The sequence below is a fragment of the Streptomyces marianii genome, from assembly GCF_005795905.1.
GTDB classification, from domain to species: domain Bacteria; phylum Actinomycetota; class Actinomycetes; order Streptomycetales; family Streptomycetaceae; genus Streptomyces; species Streptomyces marianii.
On sequence record NZ_VAWE01000001.1, the window covers coordinates 4,458,854 to 4,473,471 of the forward strand.

Below are 14,618 nucleotides of genomic sequence, written 5' to 3' on the forward strand. Positions count from 1 at the left end.
TCACGTGCAACCGTCGGTCTCCGTCACCGATCCCGACGACTTCGACACCCATTGGAGGAAGCCGCCCAACTTCCGCATGCAGGTCCCGTTCGACTACCTATTCCTGCCTGCGACCGACATCCTCGACCGCATTCGCCGCGACGACGAGGTGCGGTTCACGATCCTCGGAGACGACGACTGGAAGGTGCGCATGGACCGCACCGCCGCATTCCGGACGGCCCCGGTCGAGGAGATCGCCACGTGGCCATTCCGCCTGGTGCACTTCAACCTCGCCCGGTTCTACGACGAGCTGCTGAGCGGCTTTCAGGAAGAGGTCATGGTCCCCTGGCGCGTCTACCTGTCGGCGCAAGGATTCACCTGGCAGCGGTGCGCGCCCATCCTGTTCCTGTCCACCGAAGGAGCGGCCTCGACCTACCACAACGACAACTCGCACGGTCTGGTGTGGCAGATCCATGGGACCAAGACCTTCCACAGCTATCACAACCCCGACAACCACCTGTCACCCGAAGCCGCGGTCCTCGGTGAGACCACTGGAGAGGATCCTCCGTCGCACGACGAGGCGGACCGGCAGTCGGTGATGATGCGACCAGGCGACCAGCTGTGGAGCCACGCCCTTACACCGCATTGGGTCACTACCGAATCGCCGCTCGCGCTCAGCGTCACCCTCTCCCACGGTGGCCTAAGCCACCGTGGCCGGTACGCCGATCGCGAGTTGGCTCTGCGCGCCCACTGGGACAAGCACCCGGCTGAGGCGTGGACCCTCGACCTGGGCCACACCCGATACTGAGCTACCCCTGCTGCCCCACCGCCAGGTCGGCGGTGGGGCAGCAGCGCGTGTTGCACCTGGCTCAGGGGGTGAGGCGGTTCGGGCCCCGGAACAGGAACGCGGCCTCGCGGATCGAGTCCAAGCCGAGCATGACCATCAGGATCCGGCCCAGGCCGGCACCGAGGCCGCCGTGGGGCGGGCACCCGAACCGGAAGATGTTCATGTAGTCCTGCATCGGCTCGGTGTCCATGCTCTTCTCCTCGGCCTGCTTGAGCAGCACGTCGGAGCGGTGTTCACGCTGGGCGCCGGTGGTGATCTCCAGGCCCTTCCAGAGCAGGTCGAAGCTGAGTGTCAGGTCCGGCCGGTCCGCCGGACGCATGTGGTAGAAGGGCCGGATGCTGGCCGGGTAGTGCGTGATGAACACGAACTCGTGACCCGTGAGCTTCTTCATGTGAGCGGCGATAGCCCGCTCGCCTTCCGGGTCCAGGTCCTCCTTGAGCCCTTCCGGGTCCCAGCCTCCGGCCCGCAGGATCGCCTGCGCCTCGGCCATCCTGATCCTGGGGAACGGGGTCTCCGGAACGACGACCTCGACGCCGAAGATCTCCTGGATCGCGTCACCGTGTACCTCAGCGACCTTCGCCATGGCGTGGGCAAGCATTCGCTCCTCGAACGCCATAACGTCCTCGACGTCGTCGATCCACGACAGCTCCACGTCCACGCCGGTGAACTCGGTCGCGTGCCGGGAGGTGAACGACGGCTCGGCCCGGAAGACGGGACCGATCTCGAAGACCCGATCGATGCCGGCCGCCACAGCCATCTGCTTGTAGAACTGCGGCGACTGCGCGAGGTAGGCCGACCGGTCGAAGTACCCGAGCTTGAACACCTCCGCGCCGGACTCCGAGGCGGTGCCCATCAGCTTCGGCGTGTGCATCTCAGTGCACCCGTGCTGCATGGCGTACTCGCGCAGCCCCTGCTCCAGGGTGGTCTGTGCGGTGAACACCAGCTGCGCGCCATCTCGCTTGCGTACGTCGAGGAAGCGCCAGTCAAGCCGGTGCTCGAGACCGGTGTGCTCGTCGATCGGCAGGGGCGTCTCCGCCCTGTTCAGCACTTCGACCGTCTCGGGGACGAGCTCCAGGCCGCCCAGCTTGACCTGGGCCGCCTCCACGACACGTCCGGTGATCCGGACAGCGGACTCGGGCGAAAGCGACTCGAGGACGGCTTCCAGCGCGCCGCCGTCGCGCTTATGGGTCACCTGGAGCATGCCGGAGTGGTCACGCAGAATGACGAACTGCATCTTGCGTTGCAGTCGGAGCGCGTTCACCCATCCGGAGACCGTGACGGTCTGGTCGAGGTGCGCGCGTAGGCCAGAAGTCAGTACGCGGCTAGTGGTGTGGATCATCGCAGCCCTCCAAGGGCGTCGTCATGATCCCTTGGGGGCGTGGGCGAGAAGGGTACTCGCGGTGCCACCACGCCTTTGCCACCGCCAGACAGCGGCGGCCTCATTCAGCCCGATGACGGGGGCAAACCGGCGGGGCATTGGGCCCGAAGACCGTTCCTCCCCGCGCTCGGGAGGGTCTTCACCACGGGGCGCGAGTCCGCCTTCCCAGCTGTCGGCGGCTCTCTCTGCTCGCGTGATCCGTGGCTACTCGTCTCCGTCTACGCGTTATCCACGAGAGTAGGGATCTCGCAAGTCCCTCGCAACGGAATCACGGCGGCGGCGTATCACGTGGCCGAATGTGTCCCTGCTGAGGCCAGATAGGACACTCCGCCGTCCATCGCTGCCGCTCCCCAAAGCCGCCATGAGCATGTGCGGAAACTACGACTCAGAGCCGTATAGCGGCCTGCCCGCTCGCGGTCTTGGACTTCCGACCTGGAGGGGATTGCTGCACATGGGTAGGACTGACTACTGCAACGACCCTGCCGCGCCGAAGGCGAACGCTCCCTGTGGGCATGATGGCTACTTCCTGCTGCCGCTGCGATCGGTTAACCGTCGCCCCGATCGCGGTGCGGCACATCGAACGGGTGAGCGGTCATGGCGTCACCCTGTACGCCTGTCCCGACTGCGCGCCACTGCTCTCCCCCGGCCCTCTCCCGGCCAAGATCTCCTTACCGGTGGGAGGCTGACTGCCCTAGACGGACGATGCCCCTCAGGATGGCACCGGCCGGGAGGGGCATCGTCATGGTCGAGCGAGGAGGGGTCACTCGCTGGGGAGGGCGCCGTCCGATTCAAGGGAGTCCGCGGTGGGCGGTACACCTGCGGCGTGCGCTGGGCGTACCGCGTGCGTGGCCAGGTGCAGAATCACCTGCCGGCGAAGGGGGCCGGGGCCACCGGGATGCGGTGGTAGCGCGTCGCCTGCGGGTACGCCTCGGTGGACTTCATGCCACTTCGAGCGTGTCTGGTTCTTCCGTCCGTCGCCCGGCGTATTCACGCCGAAACCATGCAGGATGACGTTCCACACAGGCTGGAGCTCGGTGATCATCATGCTCTCGGCCATTGGCGTGAACAGGTCGTCCGCCGGTAGGAACCGGGTGTAGAAGTCGTCGATCTTGAGGCCATTGGCCCTCTTGATCTTGTTCTCGTGCGTCATGAGTCGAGAACGGAGGGACTTGCTCTCCTCCGGGGATTTCACATCCGACCCGGTGCGTGAGCCTTCGGGAGTCGACCTGCCAACGTATATGGGAACTTCGAACGGATGGTCCGCGAGGGGCTTGTAGAGATCGTGATCGCCGACGTAGTAAATGGCGTAGATTCCGCACCCATTGAACGACAGGTCTCGGACCGTCCCGAGCGGGATGGGCTTTGTCTCTTGGAGGGCCCATTGGACACTGCGTCCCAAGTTTTCGCGACGCAGCGGGTCATAGATGTCATCTCGATTACTCACGTGAACTTCAATTCTCCCGGTAGTAGATGCTATTCGTCGCTGGATGGCAAGGTGTCTTCCGGTTCGATTTCACCCACCGGGTCCGCCTCGGGAATAGCGTCGACATGCGAGCCGGTCCTGTAGTAGCGCCAGGCGCTCTTGTAAGTAGCGGGAGCGTCGTCGTACATGATGCCGTAACCCATCAAGGCTGTGATCTGCCAGGATTCAGGTATGGCAGCAGAGATCAGCCGAAATGCTTGGTCGGCGGTCAAACTCTCGGAGGGGACGTCGATGGTCCGGCTCTTGTGGTCAGCGGACTTCTGGTAGCGGAAGTTATACGGCAGGCCCGCCTTTACGGTCTCCAGGAACGCTTCGAGTGTCGACTCCCCTACAGTTAGGCCCTCGACGGGGCGATCCAGGTCGATCGGGAACTGAGTGTCGAAGTGGTTGCTCTTCAGGACAGTCGTGTCGCGCTGTCGACCGGGGTCCTTGTTGCCGAATCCATTGTTGTTCCAAGGAATGTTGCCAAGTTCCTTGTGGTGGCTGATGAGTAGTTGCTCTGGCGCGAGGGCCGAGAAGTCTTCGGCGACATAAAGGCACGAGAACGTCATCTCATCGAGGCTGATTCGCCTTCGCCCGGAGATCTTGCGTAGATGGTTTCGGAGCCTGGCTGGTAGCGACTTGTCGGCCTTGCCGACGTACACGAATTCGCCGTTCAAGTAGAGCTGGTAAACGCCCGGCTTCTCCTTGAGCCCCGCGATGCTGGCTTCGTTCAGCGGCGCGCGGTCCAGCCCGTCCAGCGCGACGGCGAGCTGATCGCCGAGAGCCTTCGTGATGCTAAGCGTGAAGTCCTTGTGGTAACCGTCGCCGCCGTTGGGCTCCAGCGTGGGCGTCATCCCGGCAACTCCTTACGCGTAGATGATCACCGCACGATATCGGTCGCACGTCAGCGTGGATGAGGCGTCTGGCGGAATGACCTCCTTGATCAACAACTCCGCGGTATGCTTTTGAGACTGCTGAGCTGCCCGGGGAGTCGAGAATGAAGCGCACGTCTGTCGAGCTGTTCGCCGGTGGCGGAGGGCTGGCGATGGCGGTGGAGCGGGCGGGGTTCCGCCCCCTGCTGCTGAATGAGTTCAACAAGCGGGCGTGTGAGACTCTCGCCGCCAACGGCGCGGAGGTGTGCAAGGAGGGGGAGCGCCCACGTGTTCCCCGAGGTGCGGCGCGACCGCCTCTCGTCGAGGGAGACATCCGGAAGCTCGACATGGACTACCTCAAGGGGGAGGTCGACGTGCTCGCCGGCGGCCCCCCGTGCCAGCCTTTCAGCCTGGGGGGTGTGGCGAAGGGGGATGAGGATCAGCGCAACATGTTCCCGGAGATGTTCAGGGCCGTTCGGGAGATTCAGCCGAAGGCCGTCATCTGTGAGAACGTGCGCGGCCTTCTGCGGCCTTCCTTCAAGCCGTACTTCAACTACATCTTGAGGGAGCTGGAACTCCCATTCGAGGAACGGCGAGAGGGCACCACATGGCAGGAACACGATCAAGCTCTGAGGGTTCAAGGCGAAGTACCCGCTGCTGATCTGAGTAAGCGATACAAGGCCGTCATGATCCCGGTCAACGCGGCTGACTACGGTGTCCCCCAGATCCGGAATCGGGTCATCATCGTGGCCTTCCGTGCTGATCTGAGAGTGGACATCGATGAGTTCAAGCGGCTCGTGAGTCCGACGCATTCGGAGACGGCTTTGCTCCGATCGTTCGCTGATGGCACCTACTGGAGGAACCACCCGGACGTCCCGGATCACGTCAGGGCTCGGGTGATGAGGCGCGTTCCCGCGACTCTGCCGATTGATGACGGCCTTAGGCCGTGGCGGACAATGAGGGACGCGATCCACGGAGATGGGCAGCTGAGGCTGCCGACTATCCCGCTCGATCAGCAGGACAAGAAGCGTGAGCACGGGGGGATCGCCTATCACGTCGGATGGCCGAACGCTCGTATCTATGACGGTCATACTCCCAACGAACTTGATCGGCCGGCGAAGACCGTCAAGGCGGGTGTGCACGGCGTCCCAGGTGGAGAGTCGGTGATGCTCCTGGACGACCGAGTCCCCGATGCCACGGAGCCGGACGGCTGGCGATACCTGCACCGCTACATGACCGTGCGGGAGACCGCTCGCGTTATGACGTTCCCCGATGATTGGAAGCTTGAGGGTCCTCGCGGAGAGAAGATGCGGCAGCTCGGAAACGCTGTTCCTGTTCTCCTTGGAGAGGCATTCGCTAAGGCCGTCGCCGCCGCTCTGGACGGCGCGGAGAGGGGTAGGTGAGTGAGATGGCGGCGCCAGAATCGGGCCGCTGGAAGGAGAAGCCGCCACCGACCAAGGCTTGGAAGGGAAAGCAGGGCAGGAGCCGGGCGATCCTGGCGGCCGAACAGGACCGGGCGGCTGGGGGGCGCAACCGACGCATGGTCGACCTCGGGGACGGACGCTTCGCGAGAGCCTCGATCGAGCTGAAGTTGCTTCCGAGGACGAGGCGGATCCGGGCCTACCTTCGCTGGTCTGACAAGGGTCGATCACCCGCCGAGTACGTAGGCGAGGTTACGAACGACACACGGTCCGCGAATCTCGCTCAAGCCTGGGGAATGGCGCGTGCTGCTGGCCTCATCGCGGAGCAGGAGCCGCCAGAGGATTCGTGGGCCACATCGCCGGCGGTTCGGTCGGTCATGCAGGGGAATCGCGGCAAGGACACGAAGCCTGAGGTTCGCCTTCGCTCCCTCCTGTACGCGGAGGGCCTGCGGTACAGGGTTGGGATCAGGCCCCTGTCGAACCTGCGCAGGACGGCCGATGTCGTCTTTCCCAAGGCACGTGTCGCCGTGTTCGTCGATGGTTGCTTCTGGCACGGCTGTCCTGAGCATCACCGCCCCGCCACGAAGAACAGCGAGTTCTGGCGGGAGAAGATTGAGGGCAACCGCAGGCGGGATGCGGAGACGGATAGCCTTCTACGGGATGCTGGCTGGCAGGTCATTCGGGTCTGGGAGCACGAGGACCCAGCCGAGGCAGCTGATCGGATCCGTGCCATTCTGCCCGCGCGAGGCCGAGCACCCGGTAGCGGGACCGGACTACAACCCAAGCCCACCGAGTAGGTCCTCGACCGAATCTTCGAGACGACGGAGCACGATACGCCCGTCACCGTCGCTGAACGCGAGCACAGTGGAGCCGGGTGCCAAGCCAGCTTCCGCCAGCAGTCTCATGGGGAGCTCCACGGTCTCGTTCTCTTGGACGGTATCCTCCGCTGGCTCGCGGATCGGCGACATCTTCCACCACTTCCTTAGCCACGCTACGAGCGTCGTGTGAGCTCGTCTGCCACAACGTGGAGCCAACGGGAGAGCGCCTTCACTCGACTGCCCCGCAGGAGCATGCCTGCTTCAGCGTGAACACGGGTTCCCCCGGGGGTCAGGTTCGCGGAACCGATGTACGCGAGTTGGTCGTCGGCCAGGACGACTTTGAAGTGGATGCCGACTCTGTTGCTGAATTGCCTGCAGAGGCACGGGCAGGTCGGCATGATCGTTGGTGCGGTCGTTCTGTCTGCTCCGGCCGCAGGGGGTTGGCGCGGTGTCCATGCGGCCGGGGGGATTGCCGTCCATTCCTGAACAGACGGCCAGAACGGCCCGTGCGGCCTTCCCTGGTGGGAGCCTGCCCATGCGCGTGCGTGACCACCTTGCCGAGGTTTTCGACGACGCGTTGTTCACCGATGCGTTTCCCGATCGTGGGGCTCCCGCCCAGTCTCCGGCCCTGCTCGCGCTGGTGACGGTGCTGCAGTTCACGGAGAACCTGACCGACCGGCAGGCGGCGGACGCGTCGCGGGATCGCCTGTCGTGGAAATACGCGCTGGGCGCGGAGCTCTCCGATGCAGGCTTCGACTTCTCCGCGCTGTCGAAGTTCCGTGCCCGGCTGGTCGGGCACGGCCTGGAGCGGACACTCTTCGACAGGCTCGTCGAGCACTGCCGCGAGGCCGGGCTGATCAAGGCCGGTGGCAAGCAGCGCACGGACTCCACCCATGTGATCAGCGCGGTCCGTGACCTGAACCGGACCGAGCTGGCCGGGGAGAGTGTGCGGGCCGCTCTGGAGGCGCTGGCGGTGGCGGCGCCGTCCTGGCTGGCCGGCGTGATCGACGTCGCCGAGTTCGCCGAACGCTACGGGCCGCGCGTGGATGGCTGGACGATGCCGGGCTCGAAGACCAAGCGGGACCGGCTTGCCCAGGTCTTCGGCCAGGACGCGCTGGTCCTGTGCCGGGCGGCCTGGTCCGATACCGCGCCGGTGTGGGTCCGCGAGATCGAGGCGGTGGCCCTCCTGCGGCAGGTCATGGTGCAGACCTACATCATCCGTACCGATGGCCGGGGACGGGAGGTGATCAAGAAGCGGGACGCCGACGACAGCGGGGTCCCGCCCGGCCATATCCGCCTGGCCTCCCCGTACGACCCCGACGCCCGCTGGTCGGCCAAGGGCGACGACCTGTTCTGGCTCGGATACAAGGTCCACCTCACCGAGACCTGCGACACCCTCCCCGAAGCCGAAGCCGAAGCCGAAGCCGAAGCCGAAGCCGAAGCCGAAGCCGAAGCCGTGAGGCTTCCATTACGGCTGATCACGGATGTCCACACCACCGAGGCGACCGTTCCGGACGTCAAGGCCACCGCGCCCATCCAGCAGAACCTGGCCGAGCGGCAGGTCGCACCGGGCGAGCACTACCTCGACTCCGGATACCCCTCCGTCGACCTGGTCGTGGAAGCGGCGGGCCGGGGCATCGGCATGGTCACCCCGCTCCTGGCCGACCACTCCCCGCAGGCCAAGGCCGCCGAGGGCTTCGCCAAGAGCGCCTTCCGCGTCGACTGGAAGGCCCGCCAGGTCCACTGTCCCCAGGGGGCCACCAGCGCCGGCTGGTACCCGGTCACCCAGCACCGACGAGACGCCATCGTGATCGAATTCGCCCGAGCCGACTGCCGTCCCTGTCCCTCCCGGACCAACTGCACCAGCTCGGTCCGCGGTACCCGCATGCTCACCCTGCGTCCCCGTGAACTCCACGAACGCACCACCACAGCCAGAACCGAACAGGACACCGAGTCCTGGAGGGCCAAGTACGCCCTCCGCGCCGGCATCGAGAGCACCGTCAACCAGGCCCTCGACGTCACCGGCATCCGCCAGGCCCGCTACCGCGGGCTACCGAAAGTCACCCTCCAACACGCCTTCTCCGCCACCGCCCTCAACATCGTCCGCCTCGACGCCTGGTGGACCACCAACCCACTACGCAAGCCCCGCACCAGCCGACTGCAGCGCCTCAGCCACCAACTCGCCGGCTGAAGGATTCAGCAACAGAGTCGATGCCTAGCCCGCTCTCATCCCATGAGCACACCCTCAGCCTGCCACCCGCCGCGCTGGCCGCATCCCGCAAGACCGCGACCGCTGCCACATTGGCGTTGGAGCGGTCGGGCGCGGACCGGCCCAGTGCCCTCGTGATCACTGTGCTGGTCCCGCCAGCCTCTGTGAGGGTGCTGAGGGCCGGCGCCACCGTGGCCGCGAAGGAGGGGTGCAGGTATGGTGCGGCGATCACCAGGTGCGATTGCGCGCTCTCGGCGACATGGCGAATCGTCCGGCCCGTGTCGAGTGGCAGCCCGGGACCTCCATTGTCACGCGACATCTCGTTCAACGACTCGGTAAGGAAGGCCGGGACAGTGAGCACGAGCTCCCACCCTTCTTCGAGTGACATAGCAACCATGGCGTGAGCCTGAGCGAGAAGGAGAGGCGCTGCCTGCGTGATTTCTCCGACTTCGTCCACGACGCCAGCGTGGACGAGGGCGTACGACACGAGCCGTCGATCGACTACGGCGTCCTGGATGAGCGCGGCTATCGCGGGACCCGTGCCGGCGGCGGCCGCGATGTTGGTCGCGGCCGCCGCGGTTTCCTCAGGAGCTGGTGCCTGCAGGAGCAGGGAGACCAGGGGTCTCAGCGGCTCCAGTACCCGCGCCACCGTCGTTCGCTTTCTCTTCCTGGTTGTGAGCCTTGGGTGGTGCCGGACACGAGGGGGGGAAGCGTGCCGAACAGCAGGTTCCGGTCCAGAACGGTGTTGAACCTCGCGCAGGCGACCTCGGAGATGTGGAGGCACGCGGCACACGCTCCGCCGAAATCTCGTCGGCAAGGCGGATCGAACACGCAGCGGGTCTCCGCGTCTAGTTCACACAGCGCGTCCTCCAAGTCGAATCGGTAGACGTGTTCGAGCCCACCGAGTGTGAAGTTGCTGCGGGTATTGGCATAGACGAGGAAAGCGCAATTGGCGGGGAAGAGATATTCCCCGAGTGAGTCGACGTTGAGCCCACACCGGGTGGCGAGGGCCTTCATCATGCGGTGTGCCATGGAGTGGACGAGGCCGAGGAGGGCCTTCGTGATGTCGTTGTCAGGTGCGTTGAAGGCGTCGAGAACTGGATCGCTGCACTGGAAGATCCATCGCTGGGCCTCTTCCTGGGTTTCCAGGCCGGGGTCCTCGATGACGCCGGAGCCAACGAGCCATTGCACCACGGCGAGCTTGTCCAATTCGAACAGCAGGCCCTCAGTCTCGGTTCTCACTCCGTACATGGGGAACTTACTGTCGCGTCCCGCCGGGAAGAAGCGGAACCGCTGCCTGGTCTGGGTCCCGCGGCGCGTGGTCGCCACCGCGTTGCTGCTGATCCTCGTGTAGCCCGCCACGATGTACGCGATGGGCAGTTCTCGCAGCAAGGTGATGTCGGTGAGTCCATAGCGCGAGATCAGCTTGGGGTACTGCTGGTAGTAAGCCTCCAGTTGTGTGCCCGCGTCGCCATCGAGCAGATTTTGGACCGTCAGGGGCTTGGCGTCCCAGGCGAGGCCAAGCTGTCGGCATTCTTCGCCGAATACCTCTATCGTCTCGGGATCGCGGCCCAAGGCGTCGACTCGCGTGTCCCAGGTTGGTGTCTCGCCTTCCCGCTCCTTGGCCTTCGCGATGAGTTGGCTGTACAGCGCATCCTCCGGCTTGAGGCCGAGTGCTTCCGCCGTCTCGCGAGCCTGTTCCACGGCGCCGCCCGCGACGCTGGTGCCTCCCGCGCGCCGGAGTCCCTCAGCTCCTCTGGGCAGGGCGCCCAGGCTTTGCGCCACGGCCGCCGCATACACACCCTCATAGGCGAGTGCACCGTAGTCACCTCGGGTGGGCGGGTTGATGACGGTGATCTGCTGTGGGTAGTAGGCGGCGGTTTGTGGCACCCGCATGACTTGCGGGCGGCCGTCACGACAGGTGGTACACCATCTGACGACGGGCTCTTCAGAGCGCCGCTGGCAGCGGTCGCAGGTCCAGTACCAGCGGGAGGTGTTCAGGTCGCGGATGTTGTTGAGTCGCATCGCGGCACGACAGCCGGAGCCGCATCGAGGGGGCGCGAGCTCGCTCAGGTGCCCGCACTCGTGGACCTCGCACCAGGAGAACTGCTCCATCCGCCCGTGGCTGGATGTGGGGCAGGTGGGCAGACTGTCGCTGTTGCGGATGAGCCGGAAGGCGCCACACGCACGGCAGAGGAAGGTGTTGGGGAAGCGGGCGGCGCGGAGGTCCTCCGCCTTGACCAGACTGAACTGACGTCGTTCGATCGCGGTGAGCTCGGTGCCGGATCGGGAACCGTTCTTCGACGCGCTCTCGAAGGGCAGGAGCAACCGGCGAAGCTGTGGGGCGACCCAGCCCTCGGGAACATCAAGGGGGGTTACCTGGCGGGGCGGCTCGCCGAGCACGGAGCCCTTTGGGGACCAGTTGTAGGGCTGGCCCGGCATATAGCGCCACAGTGCCTGGATGTTGCTGCGGTTGAGTTGTTCGAAGACCATGCGGAATCTCTCCGGATACGGGAGCGGGACGGCGGGGCACGAGGCGCGGGACGCGCGTGCGATTACAACTCGCCGTAGATGGTCAAGGGCTCTTCGATATCGCGGAGAGATCGCGGCACAGACGGGTGCAGCAGGTCGGGGAGGCGCTTGCCGGCTTCCGCTCGAAACGGAAGCGTGGCCAGCTGATCGTCGACCCAGACGTCGATGGCCTCACGGTGCATCCGGTGGTAGACACTCGTGTCGTCGATGCCGAATCCGTGACGAAGCAGGGAAACGAGCAGCGCGCGGTCCAACACTCCATCCCGCACGGCGTCGCGGAAGGCGGTGGAGTCGGCGAGAGAACGGCGTCGGCGGCCCCCTGTGATCCACTCGCGGTCGAGGACCTGGAGGAACCACGCCATCAATCCTCCCGGCAGGACCCGTTTGAGCACGGGCACCGATTCCCGGTTCACGGGCACCTTGTGGACCAAGCGGTCCAGGTAGCGGATCCACTCCGGGTAGTAGCGGAAGACACTCGCGTCGCGGTCTCGGCTGGGGTTGATCACGTTCACGACCAGCCCGGGAAAGCGACGCCCTACGCGGGCGGACGCCTGGATGATCTCGGATGCCTGGGTCGGTGTTCCCATGACAGCCATGACGCCAAGGCGGGCGACATCAAATCCGTGCCCGATGGCCTTGGTGGCGGCGATCAGCCTGACCCGCTCCGATTTGTGGGCCGGAGGATTCCGCAGGCGGGCGACGGCTGAGCGGATGACGTCAGGGCTGGTGTCGCCGTTGATGATCGCCAGGTTGTCCTCGCTCTCCAGCAGCTCCCGTACAGCGGGGTCCCGGACGAAGCTGGTCAGGTCCTCGTTGCGCAGGCAGTAAGTGACCAGGACCTCGAAGAGATCCTCACCCGCGCGTCGCGCCTCCTCGACGATCTCCGCATCGGTCGCGTCGAGGCCCGCTTCGGCGACGACGCTCTTAGGGTCGTCGCACAGGTCACGCACCCATTGATCGTGAACCACCGCGACCTCTCGGGTGGCGGTCACCATGGTGCTCGCCCGGGAGCGCACGCCGAGGTACCGGCGCAGGGGGTCGCCCTTACGGGTAGTCGACCAGAACGTCTCCCCCGCCTCCCGGCCATTGACGGGGAAGCGCCGAGCCTCGCGGTCGTAGAGGTGGCGCACCTGGTTCTGGTAGCCCTCGATGGTCGCGGTGGCGCCGACGATCTGGAAGGGATCGTTCTTGAGGTGCTCGCTGATCTTCTGCAGTAGCGACTCGTACATGCCGTCCAGCGCGCCGAGACTCTCGTCGAGCAGGTGCAGTTCGTCGGCGATCTCAAGCCGCACATGTCCGAAGCCCTTGGGCACCGGGCGCCGGTCTTCCTTGCATCCGAAGACGGGGCACCAGGTGGGGCTGGCGGAGTAGCCGTGCTTGGGGCACAGGGAGTGCGGGCGGCCGAGCAGGATCTGGAAGGCCTGGTTCTGGCCGAGTTGTGCGAGCTTGTCGACCGTTCCGACGAGTACAGATGGTGCCCGCCGATAGATGTCGTCGTCCACACCCCAGATAGGGAGCACGCCGGCCAGTTCGCAGGCGGAGTTCTGACAGATGTGGCGCATGGTGTGGGTCGGGTCGTCCCATTTGACGGAGAGGCCCTGCCCACAGAGTGGGCAGTTGTCCAAGACCCTGCACGCTTCGGCGGTTGCGGGGTCGGAGGGGTCCGGTCCGTTGTAGTAGTTGCTGCCGTCAGGCTTTCGGAGCCGGTTCGGAGTGTTCCCGCCGCCGACGAAGTACCCGATTCCGAAGGCCGCCGTATGGGCGATGCGGGGATCCTGTCGCCGCAGGACCTCCGCGTTCATGACCATCTTCGCGAATCGCTCGGTCTGCTGGAGGGCCAGCAGTCGCAGGGGGAAGCGCGCCCATACCTGAGTGCCTCGAGTGACGCCGGTGTACCGGCCGTAGAAGAGCGTGGCGAGCATGAGGCCGAGATAAGCCTCGGACTTACCGCCGCCCGTCTGGAACCAGACGATGTTGACCGCGGGGTGTCGCTTGGGGTCGACCATGCCGGGCAGGCACCCAACGATCCAGGCGACCTGGAACGGGTGCCAACTGACGTAGTCGTCCGCAGCGGCCTGGACCACCTTGTTCGCCGCTACGAAGGCGTCCCGCACGTTCGGGTCCGTGTGCAGAAGATCCAAGCCGGCGCGCACCCATGCCGCCTCCGCGCGCGCGGCCGTCGCGTCCTTCTCGGCCTCCGCGCGCGCCTTGTCGTTCCATCCGCGTTCCGCGTGAAGTGCGTCCAGGGCCGTTGTCCCCCACTTGTCGTCCACCCAGACGTCCAAAAGGTCTACGAGTGTGGAGACGGTGCCGACCGGGTCGGCGATCAAGGAGGCGAAGGAAGTGGCGATCGGGACCTGTCGGCCGACGGCGTCGGAGGATTCCCTTCGGGGATACCCGCGCCAAGTCGGTTCCGTGGCGGCGAACTCGGTCCGGAGGGTGGTTTGTCCGTCGGCTTCCTTGTGTGAGACGGGCGAGGCGTGCCCGAACGCGGGCACAGACCGCTCATACCGATGCGACTGCGCGACCTGCTCCAGCTCGTACGGCTCGACGGGCACATCGAGCGTCGCCGTCAGGACGACCTGGTATAGGCGGGTGTCGAGGTACGCCTCCTCATAGGGGCGAACCCCATCGATCAACTGGTCCTGGGGCGCTGGCGTGGTGTTCACCACCGCGATGAAGACCTCGAAGAGCCCGTCGACCGGAGTGATCTCGATCTCGACGGCGGCACGATGTTCGGGCGGCAGCACATGTGTCGCCGGGACCAGGTTGCGGGCACCGTACGCGGCCCACGTCTGCTCATCGGCCAAGTCATGTTCGAGCGGGAGGGAGCCGTTCGCCGGGGCGCCTAGGCGATGACGGAAGAGCTGGTGCTCGTGGCGGACCGCGGCGGAGCGGAGTGCTGTGGCGATCTCGCCCTCCCCCACACGCATCGATAGGGCTCCTGCGGGAGGCAGACGGACGGAGATCCGCACAGGATCCATCGCGGCCTTCGTCCAGATCTGCGCGAGTGGGTACTTCGTCCTCCCACCGGTTCCCGAGGCCACCGCACGAGCATGAGGTGAGCCGCCAGCCGTGGGCCAGGTGGACGCCCGAA

Annotated in this window: 11 protein-coding genes; 4 read left to right on the forward strand and 7 right to left on the reverse strand. The window is 65.7% G+C overall.

The features are described 5' to 3' along the window. Positions 1-4: 4 nt before the first annotated feature. Complete coding sequence (locus tag FEF34_RS41345; RefSeq protein WP_171053021.1) at positions 5-787, forward strand: hypothetical protein; 783 nt, start codon at positions 5-7, stop codon at positions 785-787. Positions 788-848: 61 nt separating this feature from the next. Here the strand turns inward: FEF34_RS41345 and aspS are convergent, their stop codons facing one another. From aspS to FEF34_RS20125, 3 genes are all read right to left on the reverse strand, one after another. Beyond that, positions 849-2,165: an aspartate--tRNA(Asn) ligase gene (gene aspS, locus FEF34_RS20115; RefSeq protein ID WP_138054406.1), complete on the reverse strand. Its 1,317-nt coding sequence runs from the start codon at positions 2,163-2,165 to the stop codon at positions 849-851. 799 nt (positions 2,166-2,964) lie between these two features. Next, a complete protein-coding gene (locus FEF34_RS20120) occupies positions 2,965-3,648 on the reverse strand; it encodes an Eco29kI family restriction endonuclease (RefSeq protein ID WP_171053022.1) in 684 nt (227 codons plus the stop codon). A gap of 29 nt (positions 3,649-3,677) precedes the next feature. After that, a complete protein-coding gene (locus FEF34_RS20125) occupies positions 3,678-4,523 on the reverse strand; it encodes a GIY-YIG nuclease family protein (protein ID WP_138054408.1) in 846 nt (281 codons plus the stop codon). A 143-nt stretch (positions 4,524-4,666) separates the two neighbouring features. Between FEF34_RS20125 and FEF34_RS20130 the strand changes: the two genes are divergently transcribed. Continuing rightward, complete coding sequence (locus FEF34_RS20130; protein ID WP_138054409.1) at positions 4,667-5,944, forward strand: DNA cytosine methyltransferase; 1,278 nt, start codon at positions 4,667-4,669, stop codon at positions 5,942-5,944. A gap of 5 nt (positions 5,945-5,949) precedes the next feature. Beyond that, on the forward strand, positions 5,950-6,759 hold the full coding sequence (locus FEF34_RS20135) for a very short patch repair endonuclease (RefSeq protein WP_138057605.1): 810 nt from the start codon (positions 5,950-5,952) through the stop codon (positions 6,757-6,759). Positions 6,760-6,953: 194 nt separating this feature from the next. Here FEF34_RS20135 and FEF34_RS44260 read toward each other — a convergent pair whose 3' ends face one another. Then, positions 6,954-7,178 (reverse strand): phospholipase D-like domain-containing protein, encoded by a 225-nt coding sequence (locus FEF34_RS44260; protein WP_407698288.1) that lies wholly within the window; start codon positions 7,176-7,178, stop codon positions 6,954-6,956. A gap of 56 nt (positions 7,179-7,234) precedes the next feature. Here FEF34_RS44260 and FEF34_RS20145 point away from each other — a divergent pair, with 56 nt between their 5' ends. Continuing rightward, a complete protein-coding gene (locus FEF34_RS20145; protein ID WP_138057341.1) occupies positions 7,235-8,971 on the forward strand; it encodes an IS1182 family transposase in 1,737 nt (578 codons plus the stop codon). Here FEF34_RS20145 and FEF34_RS20150 read toward each other — a convergent pair. The 3 genes from FEF34_RS20150 to FEF34_RS20160 all read right to left on the reverse strand — a co-directional run bounded on the left by FEF34_RS20150 (position 8,949) and on the right by FEF34_RS20160 (position 14,454). Next, positions 8,949-9,638 carry a hypothetical protein gene (locus FEF34_RS20150; RefSeq protein WP_138054411.1) on the reverse strand — a complete coding sequence of 230 codons (690 nt, stop codon included), beginning with the start codon at positions 9,636-9,638 and terminating at the stop codon, positions 8,949-8,951. The two genes, FEF34_RS20145 and FEF34_RS20150, sit on opposite strands and share 23 nt — an antisense overlap. Next, a complete protein-coding gene (locus tag FEF34_RS20155; RefSeq protein ID WP_138054412.1) occupies positions 9,614-11,482 on the reverse strand; it encodes a hypothetical protein in 1,869 nt (622 codons plus the stop codon). Before FEF34_RS20155 ends, FEF34_RS20150 begins: the two co-directional genes overlap by 25 nt. 62 nt (positions 11,483-11,544) lie before the next feature. Then, the gene (locus FEF34_RS20160) at positions 11,545-14,454 is read right to left on the reverse strand and encodes a helicase-related protein (RefSeq protein ID WP_138054413.1); all 2,910 of its coding nucleotides are present in this window, start codon (positions 14,452-14,454) and stop codon (positions 11,545-11,547) included. Positions 14,455-14,618: the final 164 nt, after the last annotated feature.